This is a genomic window from Variovorax sp. Root473 (genome assembly GCF_001426505.1).
Taxonomy (GTDB): domain Bacteria; phylum Pseudomonadota; class Gammaproteobacteria; order Burkholderiales; family Burkholderiaceae_C; genus Variovorax.
Map to the genome: position 1 here is coordinate 292,579 of NZ_LMEV01000014.1, position 25,076 is coordinate 317,654.

Consider the following 25,076-nt stretch of genomic DNA (forward strand, 5'->3'; position numbering starts at 1 on the left):
TTGTCATGGCAGCAGCGAACCCATCCGCCATGCTCGTCTCTCAGTCGAAGAATTCCGCCTGCGTCATCGGCAGCCCCGCGCTGTCTTTGGCTGAAAGCGCAGGGGCCTGCCCCACATCCGGCCACGCAATACCGAGAGAGGCGTCGCTCCACAAGATGCATCGCTCATGCGCAGGCGCGTAGTAGTCCGTCGTCTTGTAGAGAAAGTCAGCCGTATCGCTCACGACCAGGAATCCGTGCGCAAACCCTGCGGGCACCCACAGCTGGCGGTGATTGCTCTCCGTCAACTCGACACCAACCCATTTTCCGAAGGTGGGCGAAGATCGGCGGATGTCCACGGCCACGTCGAACACCACGCCGCGCACCACGCGCACCAACTTGCCCTGCGGCTGCTGGATCTGATAGTGCAAGCCACGCAGCACCCCCTTGGTCGAGCGCGAATGGTTGTCCTGGACGAATTCGACATGCCGCCCGACAGCCTCATCGAACGCCTTTCCATTGAAACTCTCGTAAAAAAAACCGCGCGCATCGCCGAAGACTTTCGGCTCGATGATCAAAACGTCGGGGATCCCGGTTTGGATGACATTCACGAGCGCACCTCTTCGGCCAGCAAATGGTTCAGGTACTTGCCGTAACCGTTTTTCTGCAGCGGTGCCGCCAGCTTCTCAAGCTGCGCGCGGTCGATGAAGCCATTGCGCCACGCAATCTCTTCAGGGCACGCGATCTTCAACCCCTGTCGATGCTCCAGCGTCGCAATGAACTGCCCCGCTTCAAGCAGGCTTTCGTGCGTGCCGGTGTCGAGCCATGCATAGCCGCGCTGCATGATCTGCACGTTCAGCTGGTTGAGGTCGAGATACGCCTGATTGACCGCCGTAATCTCCAGCTCACCACGCGCGCTGGGCTTCACGGCCTTGGCGATGTCGACGACCTGGTTGTCGTAGAAATACAGGCCGGTCACGGCGTAGCTGCTCTTGGGCTTGACGGGCTTTTCTTCGATGCTGCTGGCCTTGCCGTTGGCATCGAAGGCCACCACGCCGTAGCGCTCCGGGTCGTGCACGTGGTACGCGAACACGGTCGCACCGCTCTGCTTGGTATCGGCGTCCGACAGCAGGTGCACGAAATCGTGCCCATAGAAGATGTTGTCCCCCAACACCAGCGCACTCGGTGAATTGCCCACGAACTCCTCACCGATGATGAAGGCTTGCGCCAGGCCATCGGGACTCGGCTGCACCGCATACTGCAGGTTGATGCCCCACTGGCTGCCATCGCCCAACAGCTGCTGGAAGCGCGGCGTGTCCTGCGGCGTGCTGATGATCAGGATGTCGCGCATGCCGCCGAGCATCAGGGTGCTCAGCGGGTAATAGATCATGGGCTTGTCGTACACCGGCAGCAGCTGCTTGCTCATGGCAAGCGTGGCCGGGTGCAGGCGGGTGCCGGAACCGCCGGCGAGGATGATGCCTTTGCGTTGCGTCATGGGAGTCTTCTTTTGTGGAGAGCGGGGGAAATCGGTCGGTCGGTCAGAGCGTCTCGCGCAGCATGCGCGCCACGCCTTCCTGCCAGGGCGGCAGGCGCAGGCCAAAGGTGGTCTGCAGCTTGGTGGTGTCGAGCCGGGAGTTGTGCGGACGCGTCGCGGGTGTCGGAAAGGCGCTGGTGGGCACGGCTTCCACCGCCTGCGGGCCGGCCTTGAGTTCGACGCCAGCTTGCTGCGCCATCTCGAGCACGAAGCGCGCGTAGCCATGCCACGTGGTCTCGCCCCCGGCGATGGCGTGGTACAGCCCGGCCTTGGCCGGGTCTTGCAGCGTGGCGCGGATGGCGTGCGCGGTGATGTCGGCCAGCAGCTCAGCACCGGTCGGTGCGCCGAACTGGTCGTCGATGACGGTCAGCTTGTCGCGCTCCTTGGCCAGGCGCAGCATGGTCTTGGCGAAGTTGCCGCCGCGTGCGGCATAGACCCAGCTGGTGCGAAAGATGAGGTGCTTCGCGCAGTGCCCGGCCACCAGTTGCTCGCCTTCGAGCTTGGTCTGGCCGTACACGCTGAGCGGTCCGGTCGCATCGTCTTCTTTCCAGGGCCTGGTGCCGCTGCCGTCGAAGACGTAGTCAGTGGAGTAATGCACCATCAGTGCGCCGATCTGCTGCGCGGCCTCGGCCACCACGCCGGGCGAGGTGGCATTGAGCTTGCGCGCAAAGTCGGGCTCGCTCTCGGCCTTGTCGACGGCGGTGTGGGCGGCGGCATTGACGATGACGTCGGGGCGCACGGCCAGCACCGTCTCCGCCAGCTGCTCGGGACGGCTGAAGTCGGCGTGGAAGTCGGTGCTGTCGAAGTCCAGTGCGACCAGCTCGCCGAGCGGCGCGAGGCTGCGCTGCAGCTCCCAGCCGACCTGTCCGCCCTTGCCAAGCAGCAGCAGCTTCATGCGCCGGCCTTCGCCGCCGCGGCGTCGTATTGCTTCTCGACCCATTCGCGGTACGCGCCGCTTTGCACGTTGCGCACCCACTCGCCGTTGGCGAGGTACCACTCGACGGTCTTGCGGATGCCGGTGTCGAAGGTCTCAGCGGGCTTCCAGCCGAGTTCGCGTTCGAGCTTGCGCGCATCGATGGCGTAGCGGCGGTCGTGGCCCGGGCGGTCGGTGACGTAGGTGATCTGTTCCTTGTACGGCTTGCCGTCGGCGCGCGGGCTGAGTTCATCGAGCAGCGCGCACACGGTGTTGACGATCTCGATGTTGGGCTTCTCGTTCCAGCCGCCGACGTTGTAGGTCTCGCCGAGGCGGCCGGCTTCGAGCACGCGGCGGATGGCGCTGCAGTGGTCCTTCACGTAGAGCCAGTCGCGCACCTGCATGCCGTCGCCGTACACGGGCAGGTTCTTGCCGGCCAGTGCGTTGACGATCATCAGCGGGATCAGCTTCTCGGGGAAATGAAACGGGCCGTAGTTGTTCGAGCAGTTGGTGGTGACCACCGGCAGGCCGTAGGTGTGGTGCCAGGCGCGCACGAGGTGATCGCTGGCGGCCTTGCTGGCCGAGTACGGGCTGTTGGGCTCGTACTTGTTCTCTTCGGTGAAGGCCGGGTCGGTCTTGGAGAGCGAACCGTAGACCTCGTCGGTCGACACGTGCAGGAAGCGGAAGGCCGCCTTCTGGTCGGCCGGCAGGGCGTTCCAGTAACCGCGCACCGACTCGAGCAGGCGGAAGGTGCCGAGCACGTTGGTCTGTACGAAGTCTTCAGGGCCGTGGATCGAGCGATCGACGTGCGATTCCGCGGCAAAGTTCACGACGGCGCGGGGTTTGTGTTCAGCCAGCAGGCGGTCGAGCAGCGCGCTGTCTCCGATGTCGCCCTGCACGAAGACGTGGTTGGCGTTGTCCTTGAGCGACGCGAGGGTCTCGAGGTTGCCCGCGTAGGTCAGCTTGTCGAGGTTGATGACAGGCTCACCGCCCTGCGCGATCCAGTCAAGCACGAAATTGGCGCCAATGAAGCCTGCGCCGCCGGTAACCAGGATCATGAAGTCCCCCGCCTGTAGAAAAAAGTTTGCTTTACGAGAAATTAACAGTCAATTATCCCATCGGCGTGACGGGCCGATGTACGGGACTTGGCCCGGTCAGAGGCCCCGTCTACAATCCCCAACAATTGCAGGAGAGCGGGTCTCACGGAGGCCCTACCGAAGGCGCAAACTCCCATAAACGCTCAGGTCGGCCCGACGGAGTTCCAGGTGCAAACAAGGAACGTCGGCAAGGGGTCAGTACTGCATTCATCGATACAGCCGTCTGGAGAGCCGCCACGCCATGTGGCGCACCGAAGGAGCAAACCCGCTGCGGGTGCAGCGGGTGAATCTCTCAGGTACCGAGGACAGGGGGAGCGGCAACTTGGACAGCGGTCGTCCGGTTGCTTGCTATTGATTCAATAGCACTTCACGCCCGCCGTTCAAGCGCTGCAAACTCAAAGGTACTTGCAATGCGTGTGATCGTTCTTGGCGCCGGCCTGCTCGGCGTGACTTCGGCCTACTACCTCCAGCAACTCGGCCACGAGGTGACCGTGATCGACCGGCAGGCCACCCCCGCCGCCGAAACCAGCTTCGCCAACGGCGGCCAGATTTCGGTCAGCCATGCCGAACCGTGGGCCAATCCGAGCGCGCCGCTGAAGGTGCTGCAATGGCTCGGCAAGGAAGATGCGCCGCTGCTCTTTCGCATCCGCGCCGACATGCGCCAGTGGCTCTGGGGCCTGCAGTTCTTGCGCGAATGCACCCCCGCACGGACCCGCCACAACATCGAACAAATCGTGCGTCTGGGTACATACAGCCGGGAAATGTTGCAGCAATTGCGTCATGACACCGGCCTGAACTATGACCAGCGCACGCAAGGCATCCTGCACTTCTATACGACGCAGAAGGAATTCGACGGCGCCCTCGCGCCCGCCGAGCAGATGCGTGCCCTGGGCTGCGAACGCCTGGTCATCTCGGCCGACGAGGCCATCAGGATCGAACCCGCCCTCGCCCACATCCGCCCGCAACTGGCCGGCGCCACCTACACCGCAGAAGACGAATCGGGCGACGCCAACCGCTTCGCGCGCGAACTCGTGAAGCTGGCCGAGGCGGCCGGCGTGAAGTTCCTCATGAGCCACACGGTGACCGCGCTGCGCGAAGCCGGCGGCAGCATCGACCACGTCGAGGCGACCGACAACGAAGGCCGCTTCCAGCGCATCCGCGGCGACGCCTTCGTGCTCGCGATGGGCTCGCTGAGCCCGCTGTACGCTGCGCCGCTGGGCATCCGCCTGCCGATCTACCCGGCCAAGGGCTACTCGGTGACGCTGCCCGTGAAGGACGCGTCGAAGGCGCACCAGGTCTCGCTGACCGACGACGAATACAAGCTGGTGTTCTCGCGCTACACGTCCGAGTCGGGCGACCGCCTGCGCATCGCCGGCACGGCCGAACTCAACGGCTACGACCGCGACCTGAACCGCGTGCGCTGCGAAGCCATCGTGCGGCGCGTCGAGGAACTCTTCCCCGGCGCCGGCGACACCGAGCGCGCGCAGTTCTGGACCGGCCTGCGCCCGGCCACGCCGAGCAACGTCCCGCTGATCGGCAAGACCAAGCTGCCGAACCTGTTCCTCAACACGGGCCACGGCACGCTCGGCTGGACGCACGCCTGCGGCTCGGGCAAGTCGATTGCGCGCATCGTGAGCGGGCTGGCGCCCGAGGTCGACTTCGCGTTCGCCGGCATGCCAGCACCCGCGCCGCGCGCATTGCAACCGGCCTGAACGCGACCGGCGCCTGGCGTCAGTCTGGCGCGGTGAACACCGTCAGCACGCCGGTGTAGCCGTACAGGTGGTGGCGCGCGATTTCGCCGGCGGCGAAGAAGCCGACCAGCGGCACGTCGCCCAGCGCATGCCGCACGATCTGCAGCTCGGCGCCCGGTGCGCCGAAGTGCGGACCGCCGCGTCCCGAGCAGCTCACGTACACCGCGCCCGCGATGCGCCGCGCGGGATGCGGCGCGGCCTCGGCCTCGCCGGCTGCCACGGCGCGCGCGGTGGCCAGCGTCTGTTCTTCGGGTTCAAGTTCTTCCCGGATCTCGGCGCAGATGCGCATCAGGTCGGCGCGTGCCGCCTGTGCGTTGCGGCGGCAAAAGCTCAGCCGCATGCCAGCCTCGGCGTTGTCGGCAATGGCGATGCCGCGCCGCGTCGGGTCGAGGCCGATGATGTGACGCACCAGCACGTCGGCGCCCAGGTCGCCGGTGCGGCGCAGGCCGTCGCTGCCCGCGTCGGCCAGGCCGACCAGCGTGTTGCGCACCGCGTCGATGGCTTCCTGGGGCCGGTCGAGCGACACCTGCAAATCGGCCAGCAGCACGTCGAGCGCCGGTTCTCCGTCGAGCGACAGCAACAGGTTGCCATCGGCCTCGGTGATCTCGCGCTCGCGCGCGCCGCCGGTGCGCAGCGGCTGGCAGCCCTGCGTGACGCGTGACACCAGGCGCACGCCCTCGCCGAAGACCACGCCCGACAGGCCGCCCGAGAACACGCCGCCCGCCGCGCCATGGCCACGAATGTTGCCGTTGCCGCCCACCGCGAACTGCAGCGCCCCACGGCGGCTGGACGAGAGCCCGCCGAACAGGTAACCGGTGTCGGTGCGGCCCGCCATCTCACCGATGAGCTCGCTCAGGTCGGGCGTGGCCGGGTCGGCGTGCACGAGCGCGGTGTGCGCCTCGAAGCCGCTCATTTCAGAGCTGCCCAGCGGTGCCACGCCCGAGAACACGCGGTACTGGTCGCTCGGCAGCGCGCACAGCATCAGGCTCAGGCCGGGCTCGTCGAAGTACTCGGCGTTGTTGGCGGACACGCCGATGCCGACGGTGCCCGACCAGTCGGTCACCTCGGGCAGTTCGGCGCTCAGGTGATCGAGGATCTCCTGCGCCTCGCTCGCGTAGTGGTCGGTGATGTAGAGCAGCCCGAGCGTCGGGTTCGACGCGTAATCGGGCAGCGCCATCTGCGCGCGCAATTGGGCCAGCACGAGGCCGGCGGCCATGCGCCATTGCGGGTGGGTGGCATGGCCGGTGGGAAACAGTTTCATGGTGCGGGCCGACCCGTGCGTCGTCGTCTGAAGAGGTGGCTGTAAGACGTCAGCGCCGGCCGGAGGTTCGCTTGCGCGCGGCGGCGGACGTGGTTTTCTTGCGCGCGGCAGGCGACGGCGCGGTTTTTTTCGGGGCGGTCTTCTTCGCGGCGGTCGTGGCGGCCGGCTTGCGCGCTGCCGTCGCCTTGCCCATGACCTGCCCCACGGCGTCGGCCAGCGGCTGCGCCATGGCCGGCACCTTGAGCTGCGCCGCGTCCTGCAGCGCGGTGCTCGCGATCTGCTGGAACTGCTCGGTGAGCGAGCCCCACCATTGCATCGGGTCGACCCCGCCGGCGGCACCGTTGGACGATGCGGGCCTGGCGCGCGACTTCTTCTTCGGCGGCGGGGTGTCTTCTTCGGCTTCGTCCTCGGCATCGTCTTCGCCGAAGTCTTCCTCTTCCTCGGCGGCGGGCGGTTCAGCATGAGGAGGCGCAGCCGGTGCGGCGGGAGCCGGCGCAGGCGCCATGGCCGCGGCCTGCTGGGTGAACGCGGTGGCGATGTCTTCCATCCGCACGTTCATGCCGCGCAGGGTCGACAGCGTCATCTTCTGCACTTCGAGCGCCTGGATCGTCGCCTTGAGCGCGTGGCCGTTCTGTTCGAGCCAGTACTGGACCGTCTTCAACTCCTGGATGCGCTTGTCGACCTCTTCGACGCGCATCGTGGGCGCGACCCAGCTGGCGAGGCTGGGGATGCCGGGCACCGACCCGGAACTCGCCGCAGCACCGCCGGCAAGGTTCTTCAGGAAGTCGAATCCGGGGACGAACTGGCTGAAGTCGAAGGGTTTGCTGGCGTTACTCATGGGGTCTCCTGACTGGGTTTTCTTGTGTTGCCAGCTTACTCCAAGCCCCTTGCAAGCGAATCAGAGCTCGTCCCTGACCCGGCTGAAAACCTTCCAGAAATTCGCGTCTTGCGAGGTCGCGAAGTTGATCCGCATCATCGTGCTGGGCGGGCGGCGCGCGTGGAACAGCGAGCCCGGCGCCAGCAGGTAGCCCTGATCGAGCATGCGCTGCGTGAGCGCGTCGGTGTCGACGCCCGTATCGACCCAGCCGAACAGCCCCGCGGGCTCCGAGGCGAAGGTGCAGCCGTGCGACATGGCGAGCTTCACGGCGCGACCACGCGCGCCGTCCAAGCGGATGCGCACGCGCTCCGAATGGCGACGCAACTGGCCCTGGTCGATGCACCATGACAGCGCCCGCTCGAACAGCGTGGGCGAGGTCAGCGTGGCCAGCAACTTGGTCTCGAGCAGCCGCTCTTTCAATGCGGGCGACGCGGCCAGGAAACCGATGCGCCAGTTGGGCGCCAGGATCTTCGCGAACCCGCTGACGTAGATGGTGCGCTGCAGCCCGTCGAGCGCACTGAGCCGCGTGGCGTGCTCGGGCGCAAGGTGGCTGTAGGTGTCGTCCTCGACGATGTGGAAGTCGTGCTCGTTGGCCAGCTTGAGCACGCGGTGCGCGCTGCCCGGCGTGAGGCTGTAGCCGGTCGGGTTGTGCAGCACGCTCACGCTGACGAACAGCTTGGGGCTGTGCAGCTTGCAGTACTGCGCCATCACGTCCAGGTCGGGCCCGTCGGCACGGCGCGGCACGGGCAGGATGCGCATGCCCAGCGCCTCGAGCCGCGCGAACTCCAGCGCCCAGCCAGGCTCCTCGACCATCACCGGGTCGCCCGCGCGCAGCAGCGTGCGGCTCACGATGTCCAGCGCGTGCGTGGCGCCGATGGTGGTGACGATCTGGTCCGGCCCGGCCGGCACGTTGATGCGCACCAGCTTCTGCGACAGGCTGCGGCGCAGCGCGAGGTCGCCCGACGGCTCGCCGTACTGCAGCGACAGCTCCTGCAGCGCCGAGGTGGTGGTCACGCGGCGCACCGCGGTCGCCAGGAAGGTCGAGGCCATCCAGTCGGGCGGGAACACGCCCATGCCCGGCTGCGGCTTGTCGCTCGGGCGGTGGAACATGCTGCGGATCAGCGAACTGGCGTCGGCCGGCACGCGCGAGGCCATCATCGGCGGGACCACGGGCGCAGCATGCGCCGGGTTGCGCGAACTCTCGGGCACCGGCGCCGCGTCGCGCACATAGAAGCCGCGCTGGCGGCGCGCCTCGACCAGGCCTTGCGCGAGCAGCTGGTCGTACGCGGCGACCACGGTGTACGGGCTCACGCCCTGCTGGCGCGCGCATTCGCGCACCGACGGCAGCCGCGCGCCGGGTGCCAGCAGCCGGTTGCGGATGCGCTCGGCGAGGCGGTCGGCCAACTGCCCGGTCAGCGACTGGGTGGAGGTTCGGGTCAGCATCGGGTCTGTCTGCATCGCACGGAGAGTGGGAAAGGGGCGGTGTGTGTCGAAGGAATGACCAATACAGATTTCAGATTTGTTCGATCATCTGTACTGGAACTGTAATGGTCCAAAGTTTAGAGTCTGTGACATGAACTGGCAAGAATTCACCGCGCTGCTGGTGCTGGCCACGGCGATGAGCTTCTCGCCCGGACCCAACACCACGCTCTCCACCGCCCTAGCGGCCAACGGCGGCCTGCCGCGCGCGATGCGCTTCGTGGTCGCGGTGCCGGTCGGCTGGACCTTGCTGCTCGCGATCTGCGCGGCCGGCCTCGGCGCGCTGGTGGTGGCGATGCCGCCGCTGCGCCTGGCGATCAAGGGGCTGGGCATCGCCTACCTGCTCTGGCTGGCTTACAAGCTCAGCGGCAGCGCAAAGCTGGGCAAGGCCGACAACGCCAGCCTCTCGGTCGGGTTCACGCAGGGCGTGATGCTGCAGTTCGTGAACATCAAGGCCTGGCTGCTCGCGCTCACGCTGGTGGCCGGCTGGATCGCCGGCCAGCCCGACGCGCTCGCGCGCTTCGCCATCGTCGCCCCCGTGATGCTGACCTATGCCTTCGCGAGCAACTTCGCCTATGCGCTGGTCGGCGCGCTGCTTCGCGAGTGGCTGTCCAAGGGCACGCGCCTGCTGTGGTTCAACCGCGCGATGGGCCTCATCCTCGTCTTGACAGCGTGGTGGATGGTGAGCGTCTGACCATGACCAAGCTCCACATCAAGGACGAAACGCTGGGCATGTGGCTCGGCGTGGTGGGCGTCGCGCTGTTCGCCGTCACGCTGCCGATGACGCGGCTGGCCACCGGCACGCAGGAGGCGCCGCAACTGTCGCCGTGGTTCGTCACGCTCGGGCGCGCGGCGCTCGCGGGCGTGCTGTCGGCCATCTTCCTGCTGGTGACGCGCTCGCCGCGCCCGGCGGCGCACCAATGGAAGCCGCTGGGCATGGCGGTGCTGGGCAATGCCATCGGCTATCCGCTGCTGCTGGGCTACGCGCTGAGGGTGGTCACGGCCAGCCACGCGGCGGTGGTGACGGCACTGCTGCCGCTGGTGACGGCCGCGGTCGCGGCCTGGGTGCTGCACCAGCGCGCGCGGCTGGGCTTCTGGCTCTGCGCCATCGCGGGCAGCCTGCTGGTGGTGGTGTTCTCGGTGCTGCGCGCACAGCAGAGCGCACACGGCTTCGGCTTCGAATGGGCCGACCTGCTGCTGGTCGGTGCGGTCATCGCGGCGTCGGTCGGCTACATCTACGGCGCGCAGGTCACGCCCGCGCTCGGCGCCGAGCGCGTGATCTGCTGGGTCTGCGTGATGGCGCTGCCCGTGACCTTGCCCGCCACGATCGTCCTGTGGCCGCAGCAGCCCGTGGCCACCTCGGCATGGGTCGGCTTCACCTACGTGGGCATGTTTTCGATGTGGATCGGCTTCTTCGCGTGGTACCGCGGCCTGGCCCTGGGCGGCGCGTTGCGTGTGAGCCAGACGCAATTGCTGCAGCCCTTCCTGTCGATCCTTGCCTCGATCCCGCTGCTGGGCGAGCCGCTCGACGTGGTGACGCTGGGCTTCGCCGCCGCCGTGGTCGCCACGGTGGTCGTGGGCAAGCGGCTGTCGCAACCGCAGGCCGCGCCCGCCGTGCCGCGCGGCACCGAGCCGCAGGCCAGGAGCTGAGGACCATGACGCTGTTCAGCCATGTCACCGTCGGCTGCACCGACCTGTCGCGCGCCGCCGCCTTCTACGACGCGGTGCTCGCGCCGCTCGGCCTCATCCGCCGACCCGTGACGCCCGACGGCGGCCCCGACGCCGCCTGCTGGATCGTGCCGGGCCAGACACTGCCTCGCTTCTACGTGTACATCCCGCTGGACGGCGAACCCGCCAGCGCCGGCAACGGCAGCATGGTCGCGTTCTGCGCGCCCTCGCTGCAGGCCGTTCACGCCGCCCACGAGGCGGCCCTGCGCCACGGTGGCCGCGACGAAGGCGCGCCAGGTCCGCGTCCCCGCTACGGGCAGGGCTATTACGGCGCGTACCTGCGCGACCCGGACGGCAACAAAATCCATGTCGTGCACCGTGGCGACATTCCGCCCGCCTGACTACACACCCACACTCAGACTCACCTCTCATTCGCCAGAAAGAAGAAAGCGCCCCATGAACTGGAAACTCGCCGCCCGCGCCGCCAAGATGAATCCTTCGGTGCTGCGTGAAATCCTCAAGGTCACCGAGCGCCCCGGCATCATCAGCCTGGCCGGCGGCCTGCCTTCGCCCAAGACCTTCCCCATCCAGGCCTTCGCCGACGCCTGCGCCGACGTGCTGCACAACGACGGCGCGGCCGCGCTGCAATACGCGGCCAGCGAAGGCTATGCGCCGCTGCGCCAGGCCGTGGCCGACATGCTGCCCTGGGACGTCGACGCCTCGCAGGTCCTCATCACCACCGGCTCGCAGCAGGGCCTCGACCTCGTGGCCAAGGTGCTGATCGATCCGGGCAGCAACGTGCTCGTCGAAACGCCCACCTACCTGGGCGCGCTGCAGGCCTTCGGCCCGATGGAGCCGCACCCCGTGGGCGTGGCCAGCGACGACGACGGCGTGATCGTCGACGACCTCGTGAGCAAGGCCGCCGACGCGCGCTTCGTCTACCTGCTGCCCAACTTCCAGAACCCCACCGGCCGCACCATGACCGAGGCGCGCCGCGCCGCCGTGTCGGCCGCCGCCGCTGCGGCCAACCTGCCGATCGTCGAAGACAACCCCTACGGCGAGCTCTGGTTCGACGAAGCCCCGCCGCTGCCGCTGGCCGCGCGCAACCCCGAGGGCGTGATCTACCTGGGCTCGTTCTCGAAGGTGCTGGCCCCGGGCCTGCGCCTGGGTTTCCTGGTGGCGCCGAAGGCCATCTTCCCCAAGCTGCTGCAGGCCAAGCAGGCGGTCGACCTGCACACGCCGATCTTCACGCAGCGCATGGTCTCGGCCGTGATGCGGGACGGTTTCCTCGACCGCCACGTGCCCACCATCCGCGCGCTGTACAAGCGCCAGCGCGACGCCATGATGGCCGCCCTCACGCGCGAGATGGCCGGCCTGGACGTGAAGTTCAACGCGCCCAAGGGCGGCATGTTCCTGTGGGCGCGCCTGCCCGAGGGCATCGACACCGTGACCTTGCTGCCCAAGGCGGTCGAGCGCAACGTGGCCTTCGTGCCCGGCGCGCCGTTCTACGCGGGCGAAGGCGATCCGCGCACGCTGCGCCTGTCCTTCGTGACGGCCAGCGTCGAAGAGATCGACACCGCCATCGCCGCGCTCGCCCTCACGCTGCGCGAAGAGCTGGCGCTGCTCGCCCCTGCCCCCGCCCACGCCTGAACCGGCCCACGACCATGCACATCGCCATCCTCACCTTCGACGGTTTCAACGAGCTCGACTCGCTGGTCGCGCTCGGTGTGCTCAACCGCGTGAAGCAACCCGGCTGGCGCGTGACGCTGGCCTCGCCCAGTGCCACCGTGACTTCGATGAACGGCGTCACCGTACACGCCAGCTCCACGCTCGAGGCGGCCTGCGAGGCGGGCGCGGTGATCGTCGGCAGCGGCATCCGCACGCGCGAGATCGCCGCCGACGCGGGCCTCATGGGCGTGCTGCGCGGGCTCGACCCGTCGCGCCAGCTCATCGGCGCGCAATGCTCGGGCACGCTGCTGCTGGCCAAGCTCGGCCTGCTGGGCACGGTGCCGGCCTGCACCGACCTCACGACCAAGCCCTGGGTGCAGGAGGCCGGCATCGAAGTGCTCAACCAGCCCTTCTTCGCGCAGGGCAACGTGGCCACCGCGGGCGGCTGCTTCTCGGCGCCCTACCTCGCGGCGTGGCTCATCGCGCGCACCGAAGGCCTCGAAGCCGCGAAGAGCGCGCTGCACTACGTCGCGCCGGTCGGCGAGAAAGACGACTACGTGGCGCGCGCGATGCGCAACATCGCGCCGTACCTGCAGGCGAAACAACCGGCCACGGCCTGAATCCACTGATCCACGGAACACGGACATGATCGGACTCGCAACCCTCTCGCTCTTCCTGCTCGCGGTGCTGGCGCTGTTTCTGTCACCCGGCCCGAACATGGCCTTCGTGATGTCGCACGGCGTGGCGCACGGCCCGCGCGGCGGCTTCGCGGCGGCGGTGGGCATTTCGGCGGCCGACCTGGTCCACACGCTGTTCGCGGCCACCGGCGTCACCGCACTCGTCGCGGCGTGGCCGCCGGCCTTCGACGTGCTGCGCTACGCGGGCGCGCTGTACCTGGTCTGGCTCGCGGTGCAGGCACTGCGCAGCGGCGGCGGCTTCCGCCCGGGTGCGCAGGCGCAGCCGGCCGGCTTCGGCCGCATCGTGCGCATGGCGCTGCTGAACAACCTCGTGAATCCGAAGGCGCTGCTGTTCTTCATGGTGTTCTTGCCGCAGTTCGTCGATCCGTCGCGTGGCAGCGTGCCGCTGCAACTGGTGCAGCTCGGCGTGGTGCTGTCGCTGGCCGCGCTCGCATTCAACACGCTGCTGGGCGCCTGCAGCGGGCAGGTCGGACGCTGGCTGCAGCAACGCCCCGGCGCCGAAAAGTTCCAGCGCACGCTGCTGGCGCTCGTGATGGTGGGACTGGCCGTGCGCCTGCTGCTGCTCGATCGCCCCGCCGCCCCGCTTTCCGTACTTCCCGCACAAGGACACTGAACACCATGCTCAACATCTGGGGCCGCATCAGCTCGATCAACGTGCGCAAGGTCGTCTGGTGCGCGCAGGAGCTCGGGCTCGACTTCCAGCGCACCGAAGCCGGCGGCAAGTTCGGCGTGGTGCAGACGCCCGAATACCGCGCGCTCAACCCGAACGCCATGGTGCCCACCATCGACGACGGCGAAGGCGCCGAGCGCGTCACGCTGTGGGAGTCGAACGTCATCGTGCGCTACCTGTGTGCCAAGCACGCGCACGGCTCGCTCTACCCGAGCGAGTTGCCGGCGCGCTTCGACGCCGAGCGCTGGATGGACTGGCAGCAGACCACGCTCAACCGCGCGAGCCGCGACGCCTTCGTGCAATGGGTGCGCACGCCGCCGTCGGAGCGGCAGCCCGCGCTGATCGCCGCGTCGGTGCGCGAGAGCGAGGCACTGTTCGCGATGCTCGACGCGCACCTCGCGCAGCGCCCCTACATGGCGGGCGATCGCTTCACCATCGCTGACATCCCCATCGGCTGCGAGGCGCACCGCTGGTTCGGATTGCCCGGCGCGGAATACCGGCGGCCGACCTGGCCGAATGTCGAGCGCTGGTATGCCGAATTGCTTTCCCGCCCTGGCACGCGTGGCGTGCTGGACTTGTCCCTCGAATGAATCTCATGAAATCCCGCCCCTTCAAGCAAGTCGACGTCTTCACCGCCACCGCCTACTTCGGCAATCCGCTCGCGGTGGTGATCGACGGCCAGGACCTCGACGACGCCGCCATGCAGCGCTTCGCGCAATGGACGAACCTGTCCGAGACCACCTTCCTGCTGCCGCCGACCGACCCGGCCGCCGACTACCGCGTGCGCATCTTCACCCCCGGTGGCGAGTTGCCCTTTGCGGGCCACCCGACCATCGGCAGCTGCCATGCGTGGCTGCAGGCCGGCGGCAAGCCCAAGGCCGCAGGCCGCGTGGTGCAGCAGTGCGGCGCGGGCCTGGTGCCGCTGCGGCGCGATGGCGGGCGCCTGGCCTTTGCCGCGCCGCCGCTCAAGCGCAGTGCCCCGAGCCCCGCGCTGCTGGCCAAGGTGGCCGGTGCGCTGGGCCTGAAGGCACAGCAGGTCGTTGCGGCCCAGGTGCTCGACAACGGCCCGGTCTGGTTCGGCCTGCTGCTGAACGACGCCGACGCCGTGCTGGCGCTGCAGCCCGACCACCGCGCGCTGAAGGAACTGGGCGTGAAGGCCGGCGTGGCCGGCGTGCCCTCGGCACACGACACCTCGCTGCTCATCGGCCGCTCGAACCGCGAGGCGCGCGCCTTCGGCAACCGGCCCGCGACGCCGAACGACGACGGCGCAAAGATCGACCTCGAGGTGCGCGCCTTCGCCGAGCCCATCGGCGTGCAGGAAGACCCGGTCACGGGCAGCCTGAACGCCAGCCTTGCCGAATGGCTCATCGCCGACGGCCACATGCCCGAGCGCTACCTGGCCGCGCAAGGCCAGTGCCTGGGCCGCGCGGGCCGCGTGTACATCGAGCGCGACAGCGACGGCACGATCTGGGTTGGCGGCGATGCCGTGACCTGCGTCGACGGCCACGTTTCCCTCTGAACGAACGGACCACCATGCCGCAGCCCGCCGAAGTCGACCATCTCGTGATTGCCGCCGCTTCGCTGGCGGAGGGCGTGGCATGGTGCGAAGCCACACTCGGCGTGACGCCCGCGCCGGGCGGCGCGCACCCGCTGATGGGCACGCACAACCGACTGCTGAACATCGCGAGCGACGCGTTCCCGCGCGCCTATGCCGAGATCATCGCGATCGAGCCCGGCAAGGCGCCGTCGCGGCCGAAGACGCGCCGCTGGTTCGACCTCGACGACGCTGCGCTGCAGGCCGCGCTCGCGCAGCACGGCCCGCGGTTGATCCACTTCGTGGCGCGCGTGCCCGATGCGCACGCCGCCACGCAGGCGCTGGCCCGCGAAGAGCATGCGCACATCGACCGCGGCCCCCTGCTCGCTGCCTCGCGCGACACGCCGGCCGGCCGGCTCGAATGGCAGATCACCGTGCGCGACGACGGCCAGCGCCTGTTCTACGGCGCGCTACCGACGCTGATCCAGTGGGGCGCCGTGCATCCCACCGACGCCATGCCCGCCTCGGGCCTCACGCTGCGTTCGCTGCGCGTGGCGCATCCGCGTGCACCGGCACTGTCGGCCGCGCTTTCGGCCATCGGCATGGGCCGCTTGCCGGTCGATGGCGGTCCGCCCAACCTTGTCGCGGTGTTCGACACGCCGCGCGGCCCCGTCACGCTTGAATCGAAGGGACTCTGACATGCTGACCCTCACCGAAATCGCCTGGTTCGCCCTCGCCTCGCTGCTGCTGGCGCTCACGCCGGGGCCGAACATGATCTATTGCGTGTCGCGCACGCTGATCCAGGGCCGCCGCGCGGGGCTCATCTCGCTGGGCGGTGTGCTGATGGCCTTCCTGGTGCATCTGTTCGCGGCGGCGCTGGGCCTCACGGCGCTGCTGCTGGCGGTGCCGGTCGCGTTCGATGCGATCCGTTTTGCGGGCGCGGCCTACCTGCTGTGGCTCGCGTGGCAGGCGGTCAAGCCCGGCGGCAACGCGCCCTTCGAGGCTCGCTCGCTGCCGGCCGATCCACCGGCCAGGCTGTTCCGCATGGGCTTTCTCACCAACCTGCTGAACCCGAAGGTCGCGATGTTCTACCTGTCGTTCTTTCCACAGTTCATCCATCCCGAGCGCGGCTCGGTGCTGCTGCAGAGCCTGCAACTGGGACTGGCGCAGATGGCGAGCAGCGCGCTGGTCAACGCCGTGATGATCGCCGGCGCCGCCAGCATCACGGCCGTGCTGTCGCAAAGCGCCGGCTGGCTGCGCGCGCAGCGCTACATCATGGGCAGCGTGCTGGCCGCGCTGGCCGTGCGCGTGGCGCTCACCGAACGCAAGTAAGAACGAGAGACGCCCGATGCGATTCACCCGCGAAGAAATCGAAGCCGCACAGCGCACCGTGCATGCAGCCATGCCGCCCACGCCGCAATACACGTGGCCGCTGCTGTCGCAGCGCCTGGGCGCCACGGTGTGGGCCAAGCATGAGAACCACACGCCCGTCGGCGCGTTCAAGATCCGCGGCGGCCTGACCTACTTCGAGACACTCGCGCGCGAACAGCCCGGGGTGCGCCACGTGATCAGCGCCACGCGCGGCAACCACGGCCAGTCGGTCGGCTTCGCCTCGCAGCGCCACGGACTGGCCGCGACCATCGTCGTGCCGCACGGCAATTCGCGCGAAAAGAATGCGGCGATGCGCGCGCTCGGGGTCACGCTGGTCGAGCATGGCGACGACTTCCAGGCCGCCGCCGAACATGCGGGCGTGCTGGCCGAGCGCGACGCGCTGCATCGCGTGCCCTCGTTCCATCGCGAGTTGGTGCGGGGGGTGTCGACCGCGTATGTCGAGTTCTTCAGCGCGCTCAAAGACGCACCGCCCGACGTGCTGTTCGTGCCCATCGGCCTGGGCTCCGGCTTTGCTGGCGCGGCAGCGGCGCGCGCGCATTGCGGCGTGTCGACGAAGCTCATCGGCGTGGTGTCGGCGCATGCCACGGCGTATCGCGACTCCTTCCGTGCACGTCGCGCCATCGAGTCGCCCGCGACCACGCAGTTGGCCGACGGCATGGCCTGCCGCACGCCGGTGCCCGAGTCGCTGGACGTGATCCTGCGCGAAGCCGACGACGTGATCACCGTGACCGACGACGAGGTGGCGCAAGCGATGCGCGTTCTTTTCACCGACACGCACAACGTGGCCGAAGGCGCGGGCGCCGCTGCGTTGGCGGGGGCGCTTCAGCAGGAGGAGCGCTGGCGCGGCAAGACCGTGGGCATCGCGCTGAGCGGCGGCAATGTCGATGCCGACATGTTCGCCGGCGTGCTCGGCAGGCGTTGACGCGTTAAGGCAGCGGGTCGGTGTTCGCGGTGCTCAACGGCAGCCGCGACACCTCGGCCAGCAGCAAGGCCAACTGCTGCGCAGCCGCATCGATCACCGCCTGCCCCTTCTCCGCCGTGGCCGCCGCGGCATTGCCCGCCGCGCCCTGCGCGTTGTAGTCCTCCATCGCCCAGCCGAGTTTGGCGCTCTTGCCGTTGCCAAGGATCGCGTAATCGGCTGCGCGCTGTTCTGACGTCGAGCGGAAATCCTTCGCCTCGCCCGTGCGCACCAGCGCGGGCGTCAGCGCCAGCATCATCGAGGTCTCGATTTCGCCTGCGTGCACACCGAAGCGGTGCTCTTGCGCGCTGAATTGCGCGTTCGCATCGCCCAGCGGCAGGTTGAACCAGCTCACGCTGTAGACGATGAGGCCGTGCGCCGCCCGCAGCTCGCGCGCCACGATGTCCATCGCGCCCACATGGCCGCCGTGGGCGTTGAACAGCACCAGCTTCTTCACGCCAGCGTGGGCCACGCCCGCGCCGATCTCCTTCCACACGCGGATCAGCGTCTCGGCCGACAGCGTGAGCGTGCCCGCGAAACGCGCGTGCTCGGGGCTCAGCCCGATCTGCTGGGTGGGCAGGAACAGCGCCGGCAACTCCGGCGGCAGCAACGGCAGCGCGGCGGCCACGATGCCGTCGACCAGCACGGTGTCCACGCCCAGTGGCAGGTGCGGGCCGTGCTGCTCGGTCGCGCCCACCGGCAGCACCGCCACAGTCGTCGCCGCGTCGAGCGCGGCGAAGTCGCGTGTCGTCAGTTGAGACCAGAAACGGGGCAAGGGGACCGGAAGTGCGTTCATGCGGCGATCTTAGGGCGGGGCCAAGAGGCGGCCTACGGGGCGACACATGCCAACAACCGCACACAACCTCCTGACATCAGACGAATCGATCGCGAATCTGTTCACGATTAGTTCTCATCTTTGCCCATTTTCAATCCAATTGTTAACAAATTGACCTAGAGTCCCTTCACGAACTTTCCGTCATGGCTTGTCACGGCCCAGGAAAGTTCAAGCAAAAAAGGGAGTTGCGTGTCCATCCATCCACAAAGAATTGGAGGCACCGTCGTTGCCGGGCGCCAAGTCGCGCCCCTCAAGGCATTGCCTCATCGCCTCGCACGCGCCGTGCGGGGTTTGCCGCCGATCGTGTGCGTGCTGGTCTTCGGAACCGGCGCCGCCTTCGCGGATTCCACTGTCGCGCCCTCGCCGGCCGCCACCCATGGCGGCGCGGTGGCCTATGACGCCTCGCAGCACGACGCACTGATCGTCGCGCGCCGCGCCGGACGCATCGCGCCGGCCGCCGCCCTGCAGCAGCTGCGCCAATGGCTGGCCGCTGCGCTGACCGACGATCAGCGTCGCCGCGTGGCGTCCGACGCCATCGCGATCGCGGTGGCCGACGGCCATTTCGCCGACGCGGTGGCCGTGGGCCGCCAGGTGCAACCCGCCGGACTGAGCGACTACGCACTCGGCCCGCTGGCCGGCGCTGCGCGGCGCACGGGCGACGTGGCGTTGCAAGGCGACACGGTCGCCGTCTGGCGCGAACGCCAGCCGGCCGCCCGCGAGCCGCGCATCCACGAAGCCTTCTGGCGACTGGCCAGCGGCGACACGGCAGGCGCGCAAGCCATCTACCGCACGCTGGCCCAGCCCGCACCCACCGGGGTCGCCGACCGCGTCGCGCTGCTCGACCTGCGCGCGGCGCTGGCGCGTGCGCAAGGCCAGCCGTTCCAGGCGCTGTCGGCCTACGGCGAAATCACCGCGCTGCAGCCCGATCGGCGCGATGCGCGGCGCGACGCCGACTTCCTGCTGGCCGAGTACGGCGGCGCCACCGCCGCGTTCGACGATGCACAGGCGACTGAACGCCAGCAGCCCGGCAGCATCGCCCCGCTCACGCTGGCGATGCTCGAACAACAGGCGCTGGCGCAGCAGCTGCGCTGGGCCGTGAAGGCGCGCGATCAACGCGTGGGCGCGGCACGCGTCACCGACCTCGACAAGGTGCTGGCCGCCCAGAGCGCTGCGCTGGCCCGGGTCGATGCCGCGCTCGCGCAGCCCGGCGCGCAAGACACCGACACCTGGCGCACCCTGCGCACGCGGCTGCAGTCGGACCGCATGCTGGCGCTGCTGGAGCGCGGCCGTCCCGCCGACACCCTCGCGCTGTACGACACCCTGCGTGCCGATGGCACCGTGCTGCCGCCCTACGCACTGGGCACTGCCGCCCGCGCGCTGGCGCAGGAGCGCCGCTCGGTCGATGCCGTGCCGCTGTTCGAAAAGGCGGTCGCGGATCTGCCGATGCCCGACCCCCTGCATTTCGGTCTGGTCTACGCCTACCTCGACACCGGCCGCTTCGACGATGCCTCTTCGCTGCTCCAGCGCATCGAAGAGGCCACGCCGGTGCTGATGCGGCTGGCCCCGGAAGCCGGCCGACCGAACGACCAGTTCTCCGAAGTGAGCGGCCTGGGCGCACTGCTGCAGCTCTACGGCGATCGGCCGAAGGTGGCGCAGCCGCGCTTCGACACGCTCACCTACGAAGCCCCGCTCAACGCGGGCTACGCCTACGGCGCCGCGCTCACCGAGCGGCTGCGCGAGCACCCCGAGGCGGCCGTGGCGCGCTTCGAGGCGCTGAGCGCCGACCACCCCGACGACCTGAGCGTGCGCACCGGCCATGTCGAGGCGCTGCTCGACGCCGACGAATTCCGCGCGGCCCGCATCCGTGCCGAGTCGCTTGAGGCCGACGCGCCCGACGCCGCCGAAGTGCGCGAGATGGCGCGCAAGCGGCGCTCGCTGGTCGGCCCGCAGCTCGAGATCGATGCCGAAGGCTCACGCGGCGGCGGCACGCTGGCCAGCCGCGAATGGCGCGTCGACAGCCGGCTCAGCTCCGGCCTCATCGGCGATGCGTGGCGCGTGTTCTACGCACAGACGCTGGGCCGCGGCTACACCTCCGAAGGCACCGCGAAGTGGGCCCGCAGCGGCCTCGGCGCGAGCTGGCAACAAGGCCGCTGGCTGGCCGAAGGCGTGCTGCAGCATGCGAACAACGGCCGCTACCGCCACAGCGTGGCCGGCCGCGTCGACTACCGCGCCGGCGATGCCTGGCGCCTGTCGGCCACCTACGACGGCGACAGCAAGGAGCTGCCCTGGAAGGCCCGCGCCGTGCCCTTCGGCGCGCAGGCCATCGGCGCGCGCGAGTTCGGCGCCAGCGTGGCCCACATCGTCAACGAATCGCGCCGCTTCGACCTGCAATGGCGCCGGCTCGACTTCAGCGACGGCAACCTGCGCGACGGCCTGGACCTCGGCTGGCGCGAGCGCTGGGTCAGCACGCCGCGCTTCCAGCTCGAGACGCGGCTGGGCGTCGATGCCAGCCGCAGCCGCCTGCAGGACGTGCGCTACTACAGCCCCTCGCGCGACGCCAGCGCGCAGCTGTCCGTGCGCGGCCAGTGGCTCACCTGGAAAAGCGACGACCGCCAGTTCTTCCAGGTGCTGGAACTCGGCGGCGGCCGCTACGACCAGGCCGGCTTCGGCAGCGGTCCGCTGTGGAACGTGCGCTACGAGCACCGCTGGGCCCTCGGCCAGAAGCTCACGCTGCGCTACGGCCTGACCTTCGGCAGCCACCCCTACGACGGCGTGCGCGAAAAGCAGCGCGGTGTGTTCCTGAACCTTTCGATGCCCTTGCAGTGAGGCCCGCGATGCAAGCCCCCACCTTCTTCCTCCGGCTGCGCGCCGCCCTGCTCGGGCTGCTGCTGGCGACGGCACTGCCGGCGCTCGCTGCGCCGGTGCTGCCCGCCGATCCCGACAACGGCGTCGACTTCCGCGTGATCTCGTTCCACGACGTGCGCCCCAACGTGCGCGCCAGCTTCGAGACCTCGCCCGACGAAACCGCCATCGACGAGCGCACGCTCGCCGAAGTGTTCGCCTGGCTGCAGCACAACGGCTACCACCCGGTCAGCCTGCAGCAGATCATCGATGCACGCAGCGGCGGCAAGCCGCTGCCGTCGCAGCCCGTGCTGCTGACCTTCGACGACGGCTACCGCAGCGCCTACACCCACGTGTTCCCGCTGCTCCAGCGCTTCAACTACCCCGCGCTGTTCGCACTCGTGACGAGCTGGCTCGAAGTGCCCGAAGGCCAGCCCGTGCACTGGGGCGACAAGCCCGCGTCGCGCGAGAACTTCCTGCTGTGGCGCGAGGCCGCCGAGATGGCGCGCTCGCCGCTGGTCGAGTTCGCCAGCCACACCCACGCGATGCACACCGGCATCCAGGCCAACCCGCAGGGCAACATGCTGCCCGCCGCGGCCACGCACCGCTACGACCCGGCCACCGGCCGCTACGAGGACGACGCGGCCTACCTGCGCCGCATCGAGACCGACCTGCGCCGCAGCCGCGAGCTGATCGAGCAGCGCACCGGCGCCAAGGTGCGCGCCACCGTGTGGCCCTACGGCGCCTACAACACGCCCGCGCTGGAAGCCTCGGCGCGCGTGGGCATGCCGATCACCTTCACGCTCGACGACGGCGCGAACACCAGGGAGATTCCGCTCAACCGCATCCGCCGCGCGCTGGCCGCCTACGACAACGAGGCGCCCGACTACGTGCAGATGCTGCGCAGCCCGGTGGGCGGCGAGGTGCGGCCGATCAACCGCGTGATGCACGTCGACCTCGACTACGTGTACGACCCCGACCCGGCCCAGCAGGAGCGCAACCTCTCGGCGCTGATCGAGCGCGTGGCCGCCGTGCGCCCGCGCTCGGTGTTCCTGCAGGCCTACGCCGACCCCGACGGCGACGGCGTGGCCGACGCGCTGTACTTTCCCAACCGCCACCTGCCGATGCGCGCCGACCTGTTCGCCCGCGCCGCCTGGCAGCTGCGCAGCCGCACGGGCGTGAAGGTCTACGCGTGGATGCCCGTCACGGCCTACCGGCTGCCGGCGTCGAACCCGCTGACCACCCATACGGTGCGCACGCTGAAGGGCGACGCGCCGGCCGATCGCTACCACCGGCTCTCGCCCTTCGACCCGGCCGTGCGCACGCTGGTCGGCGACCTGTACGAAGACCTGGGCCGCCACACCTTCTTCGAAGGCCTGCTGTTCCACGACGACGCGATGCTCTCCGACGACGAGGACGCGAGCCCCGCCGCACTGGCCACCTATGCGAAGTGGGGTCTGCCGGCCGACGTGGCAGCGATCCGCGCCGATCGACAGTTGATGGCGCGCTGGACCACCGCCAAGACCGGCTACCTCATCGACTTCACGAAGGAACTGGCGGCGCGCGTGGGCACCTGGCGCCCGGCGCTGGAGACCGCGCGCAACCTCTACGCACGGCCGGTGCTCGACCCCGCCGCCGAGCAGTGGTTCGCGCAGAACTACGAGGCCTCGCTCGCCGCCTACGACTACGTCGGCCTGATGGCCATGCCGCGCATGGAGCAGGAGGCCCGCACCCCGGCCGACAGCGACGCGTGGCTGGGTCGCCTCGCGCAGCGCGCGGCCACCACGCCGCGCGGCCTGGACCGCACGGTGTTCGAGCTGCAGGCGCGCGACTGGCGCACCGGGCAACCCGTGCCCGATGCCGAGCTCACGCGACAGTGGACCTTGCTGCAGCGCGCAGGCGTGCGGCACCTGGGCTACTACCCCGACGACTTCCTGAACAACCAGCCCTCGCTGGAGACCGTGCGCCGCGTGATCTCGGTGCGCTCGCTGCTGTCGCGCGCGCCGCTTCGTGCCGGCACCGCCGCGACCCTGCCACCTGAAGGACAGTCCCGATGAACACGCTCCAGATGCTGGTGGACCAGATCCCGCCAGTGCTCTTCGGCTTCGTCTTCTACTACCCGTTCTTCATGGCGTGGGTGTGGATGGCTGGCGGCCTCTCGCACGCGTGGTCGTTCGAGCGCAAGCGCGACGTCGAGATCGACCCGTTGCCGCTGCTGCCCTCGCAGCCGCTCGTCACGGTGGTCGTGCCCTGCTTCAACGAGGCGCCGCACCTGCGCGAAGTGATCGAGCAGCTCATGCGCACGCGCTACCCGCACTACGAGGTGATTGCGGTCAACGACGGCAGCACCGACGGCACCGGCGAGCTGCTCGATCAGATGACGCTCGAGTTCAGCCGCCTGCGCGTGATCCACAACGCCAGCAACCAGGGCAAGGCCGTGGGCCTGAACACCGCCTGCCAGCTGGCGCGCGGCGAGTACATCCTGGGCATCGACGGCGACGCGCTGGTCGACCCGAACGCCATCGCGTGGATGCTCAAGCGGATGCTGGCCTCGGACCGCATCGGCGCGGTCACCGGCAACCCGCGCATCCGCACGCGCACCACGCTGCTGGGGCGCATGCAGGTGGGCGAGTTCTCGTCGATCATCGGTCTCATCAAGCGTTCGCAGCAGCTCATCGGCACGCTGTTCACGGTGTCGGGCGTGCTCGCCATGTTCCGCCGCCGCGCCGTGCTCGAGGTGGGCTTCTGGAGCCCCGACGTGCTCACCGAGGACATCGACATGAGCTGGAAGCTCCAGCTCGCCGGCTGGCGCCTGCGCTTCGAGCCGCGCGCGCTGTGCTGGATCCTCATGCCCGAGACGCTGCGCGGCCTGTGGAAGCAGCGCCTGCGCTGGGCCGTGGGCGGCATCCAGACCATGCTGCGCATCACGCCGTCCATCCTGCGCCTGCGCAGCTGGCGCCTGTGGCTCATCTACAGCGAGTACATGGTGAGCGTCGTGTGGGCCTATGCGATGGCGCTGGTGCTGCTGATCAGCTTCATCCGCCCCTTTTTGCCGCAGGAGTCGGCCTGGCATTCGGCATTGCTGCCGCACTGGCAGGGCACGCTGCTGGCCATGACCTGCATCCTGCAGATGCTGCTGAGCCTGTGGATCGACCGTCGCTACGACCGCGACCTCATGCGCTATTTCGCCGGAACGATCTGGTACCCGATCGCGTTCTGGACGATCACGATGGCCACCACGGTGGTCGCCCTTCCCCAAGCCCTGATACGCCGCCGCGGCAAGCGCGCGGTGTGGACGAGCCCTGACCGAGGAGTTTCTTCCGATGCATCCTGAGAACATGCCATCTTCGCCGGCGCGCCACGAAGCCCCGCCGCCCCGCACCCGTTCGTGGGGCCAACCCGCGATGGACGAACCCATCATCGACGCCGCGCGCATCCCGCTGCACGCCTTCGGCAACGGCCGCTCGCCGGCGCGCACGCTCGCCATGTACCTGTGGCTGCGCGTGCTGCGCCCCGCGATCACCGTCGCAATCTGGTTCTGCGCCATCTGGTACGCGTGGCCCTACGTGATGGGCGCACGCGCCCAGCCCGAGGTGCTGCACCTGCTGGGCCTGTACACCATCGTCATCGGCGTGATCCTCGCCTCGATGCTGGTGATGGGCCCGCTGCGCCGCCGCCAGCACGGCCGCGAAACGCCGCCGGAGAAGGAACAGTCGTCGCTGTTCGCGCTGGCGTCGTACATCGAGGTGCCGCCCGCGCGCCTGTCGGCCTGGCAGCGCACGCGCCAGCTGCTGGCGCACCACGACCCCCACGGCCAACTGCGCGACGCCACCGACAGCGCGCCGGCCGCGCTCGAAGAAGTAGCACCGACGCAGCGCCGCAAGGCCTGAAGCGCAGGGCGAGGGAAACCGACGCGGCCTTT

The 25,076-nt window shown here is 69.1% G+C and carries 24 protein-coding genes and 2 riboswitches; of the genes, 16 read left to right on the forward strand and 8 right to left on the reverse strand.

The genetic code is table 11. The features are described from left to right. Positions 1 to 40 precede the first annotated feature (40 nt). From rfbC to rfbB, 4 genes are read right to left on the reverse strand one after another with little or no spacing between them, the layout of a single operon-like run. The gene (rfbC, locus tag ASD34_RS09265) at positions 41 to 589 is read right to left on the reverse strand and encodes a dTDP-4-dehydrorhamnose 3,5-epimerase (protein WP_056576001.1); all 549 of its coding nucleotides are present in this window, start codon (positions 587 to 589) and stop codon (positions 41 to 43) included. Next, positions 586 to 1,473: a glucose-1-phosphate thymidylyltransferase RfbA gene (gene rfbA / locus ASD34_RS09270; protein WP_056576003.1), complete on the reverse strand. Its 888-nt coding sequence runs from the start codon at positions 1,471 to 1,473 to the stop codon at positions 586 to 588. The genes rfbC and rfbA overlap by 4 nt, the downstream gene beginning before the upstream one ends. Before the next feature lie 43 nt (positions 1,474 to 1,516). Next, positions 1,517 to 2,407: a dTDP-4-dehydrorhamnose reductase gene (rfbD, locus tag ASD34_RS09275; RefSeq protein WP_056576005.1), complete on the reverse strand. Its 891-nt coding sequence runs from the start codon at positions 2,405 to 2,407 to the stop codon at positions 1,517 to 1,519. Continuing rightward, complete coding sequence (gene rfbB, locus ASD34_RS09280) at positions 2,404 to 3,483, reverse strand: dTDP-glucose 4,6-dehydratase (protein WP_056576007.1); 1,080 nt, start codon at positions 3,481 to 3,483, stop codon at positions 2,404 to 2,406. The genes rfbD and rfbB overlap by 4 nt, the downstream gene beginning before the upstream one ends. Before the next feature lie 118 nt (positions 3,484 to 3,601). Further along, a riboswitch (glycine riboswitch) is annotated at positions 3,602 to 3,691 on the forward strand. A 44-nt stretch (positions 3,692 to 3,735) separates the two neighbouring features. Further along, a riboswitch (glycine riboswitch) is annotated at positions 3,736 to 3,841 on the forward strand. 91 nt (positions 3,842 to 3,932) lie between these two features. On the opposite strand from rfbB, the gene ASD34_RS09285 reads away from it, so the two are divergent. Continuing rightward, positions 3,933 to 5,234, forward strand: a complete 1,302-nt coding sequence (locus ASD34_RS09285) for a D-amino acid dehydrogenase (RefSeq protein WP_056576010.1) — start codon at positions 3,933 to 3,935, stop codon at positions 5,232 to 5,234. A 19-nt stretch (positions 5,235 to 5,253) separates the two neighbouring features. Here the strand turns inward: ASD34_RS09285 and ASD34_RS09290 are convergent, their stop codons facing one another. Genes ASD34_RS09290 through ASD34_RS09300 form a run of 3 tightly spaced genes read right to left on the reverse strand, consistent with a single transcriptional unit; the run spans position 5,254 to position 8,854 of the window. Beyond that, entirely contained in the window at positions 5,254 to 6,534 is a 1,281-nt protein-coding gene (locus tag ASD34_RS09290; RefSeq protein WP_056576012.1) for an FIST C-terminal domain-containing protein, read from the reverse strand. Between the two features lie 49 nt (positions 6,535 to 6,583). Then, positions 6,584 to 7,372, reverse strand: a complete 789-nt coding sequence (locus tag ASD34_RS09295) for a PhaM family polyhydroxyalkanoate granule multifunctional regulatory protein (protein ID WP_056576016.1) — start codon at positions 7,370 to 7,372, stop codon at positions 6,584 to 6,586. A 60-nt stretch (positions 7,373 to 7,432) separates the two neighbouring features. Then, complete coding sequence (locus ASD34_RS09300; protein WP_056576019.1) at positions 7,433 to 8,854, reverse strand: PLP-dependent aminotransferase family protein; 1,422 nt, start codon at positions 8,852 to 8,854, stop codon at positions 7,433 to 7,435. A gap of 130 nt (positions 8,855 to 8,984) precedes the next feature. Here ASD34_RS09300 and ASD34_RS09305 point away from each other — a divergent pair, with 130 nt between their 5' ends. From ASD34_RS09305 to ASD34_RS09355, 11 genes are read left to right on the forward strand one after another with little or no spacing between them, the layout of a single operon-like run. Further along, positions 8,985 to 9,584, forward strand: a complete 600-nt coding sequence (locus ASD34_RS09305) for a LysE family translocator (RefSeq protein WP_056576022.1) — start codon at positions 8,985 to 8,987, stop codon at positions 9,582 to 9,584. A 2-nt stretch (positions 9,585 to 9,586) separates the two neighbouring features. Continuing rightward, the gene (locus ASD34_RS09310) at positions 9,587 to 10,540 is read left to right on the forward strand and encodes a DMT family transporter (protein ID WP_056576026.1); all 954 of its coding nucleotides are present in this window, start codon (positions 9,587 to 9,589) and stop codon (positions 10,538 to 10,540) included. Between the two features lie 11 nt (positions 10,541 to 10,551). Next, the gene (locus tag ASD34_RS09315) at positions 10,552 to 10,959 is read left to right on the forward strand and encodes a VOC family protein (RefSeq protein ID WP_056576230.1); all 408 of its coding nucleotides are present in this window, start codon (positions 10,552 to 10,554) and stop codon (positions 10,957 to 10,959) included. Positions 10,960 to 11,014: 55 nt separating this feature from the next. After that, positions 11,015 to 12,208, forward strand: coding sequence for a PLP-dependent aminotransferase family protein (locus ASD34_RS09320; RefSeq protein WP_056576027.1), 1,194 nt, complete (start codon positions 11,015 to 11,017; stop codon positions 12,206 to 12,208). Positions 12,209 to 12,222: 14 nt separating this feature from the next. Then, the gene (locus ASD34_RS09325) at positions 12,223 to 12,846 is read left to right on the forward strand and encodes a DJ-1/PfpI family protein (RefSeq protein ID WP_056576030.1); all 624 of its coding nucleotides are present in this window, start codon (positions 12,223 to 12,225) and stop codon (positions 12,844 to 12,846) included. Positions 12,847 to 12,871: 25 nt separating this feature from the next. After that, entirely contained in the window at positions 12,872 to 13,537 is a 666-nt protein-coding gene (locus ASD34_RS09330; protein WP_056576034.1) for a LysE family translocator, read from the forward strand. 5 nt (positions 13,538 to 13,542) lie between these two features. Continuing rightward, a complete protein-coding gene (locus ASD34_RS09335) occupies positions 13,543 to 14,184 on the forward strand; it encodes a glutathione S-transferase family protein (protein WP_056576037.1) in 642 nt (213 codons plus the stop codon). 5 nt (positions 14,185 to 14,189) lie between these two features. Further along, positions 14,190 to 15,113: a PhzF family phenazine biosynthesis protein gene (locus ASD34_RS09340; RefSeq protein WP_200937552.1), complete on the forward strand. Its 924-nt coding sequence runs from the start codon at positions 14,190 to 14,192 to the stop codon at positions 15,111 to 15,113. A gap of 14 nt (positions 15,114 to 15,127) precedes the next feature. Continuing rightward, complete coding sequence (locus ASD34_RS09345) at positions 15,128 to 15,826, forward strand: VOC family protein (protein WP_056576043.1); 699 nt, start codon at positions 15,128 to 15,130, stop codon at positions 15,824 to 15,826. A 1-nt stretch (position 15,827) separates the two neighbouring features. Further along, complete coding sequence (locus tag ASD34_RS09350) at positions 15,828 to 16,460, forward strand: LysE family translocator (protein ID WP_056576046.1); 633 nt, start codon at positions 15,828 to 15,830, stop codon at positions 16,458 to 16,460. A 16-nt stretch (positions 16,461 to 16,476) separates the two neighbouring features. After that, positions 16,477 to 17,442, forward strand: a complete 966-nt coding sequence (locus ASD34_RS09355; RefSeq protein ID WP_056576048.1) for a threonine dehydratase — start codon at positions 16,477 to 16,479, stop codon at positions 17,440 to 17,442. Positions 17,443 to 17,446: 4 nt separating this feature from the next. Here ASD34_RS09355 and ASD34_RS09360 read toward each other — a convergent pair whose 3' ends face one another. Continuing rightward, positions 17,447 to 18,274: a creatininase family protein gene (locus ASD34_RS09360; RefSeq protein ID WP_056576053.1), complete on the reverse strand. Its 828-nt coding sequence runs from the start codon at positions 18,272 to 18,274 to the stop codon at positions 17,447 to 17,449. Between the two features lie 348 nt (positions 18,275 to 18,622). On the opposite strand from ASD34_RS09360, the gene pgaA reads away from it, so the two are divergent. The 4 genes from pgaA to ASD34_RS09380 are packed head-to-tail and all read left to right on the forward strand — an operon-like array spanning position 18,623 to position 25,044. Further along, a complete protein-coding gene (gene pgaA, locus ASD34_RS09365) occupies positions 18,623 to 21,139 on the forward strand; it encodes a poly-beta-1,6 N-acetyl-D-glucosamine export porin PgaA (RefSeq protein WP_162248696.1) in 2,517 nt (838 codons plus the stop codon). 8 nt (positions 21,140 to 21,147) lie between these two features. Next, positions 21,148 to 23,211 carry a poly-beta-1,6-N-acetyl-D-glucosamine N-deacetylase PgaB gene (gene pgaB, locus ASD34_RS09370; protein WP_056576060.1) on the forward strand — a complete coding sequence of 688 codons (2,064 nt, stop codon included), beginning with the start codon at positions 21,148 to 21,150 and terminating at the stop codon, positions 23,209 to 23,211. After that, positions 23,208 to 24,488 (forward strand): poly-beta-1,6-N-acetyl-D-glucosamine synthase, encoded by a 1,281-nt coding sequence (gene pgaC, locus ASD34_RS09375; RefSeq protein ID WP_082548562.1) that lies wholly within the window; start codon positions 23,208 to 23,210, stop codon positions 24,486 to 24,488. The genes pgaB and pgaC overlap by 4 nt, the downstream gene beginning before the upstream one ends. Then, complete coding sequence (locus ASD34_RS09380; RefSeq protein ID WP_056576062.1) at positions 24,478 to 25,044, forward strand: poly-beta-1,6-N-acetyl-D-glucosamine biosynthesis protein PgaD; 567 nt, start codon at positions 24,478 to 24,480, stop codon at positions 25,042 to 25,044. Before pgaC ends, ASD34_RS09380 begins: the two co-directional genes overlap by 11 nt. Positions 25,045 to 25,076 lie beyond the last annotated feature (32 nt).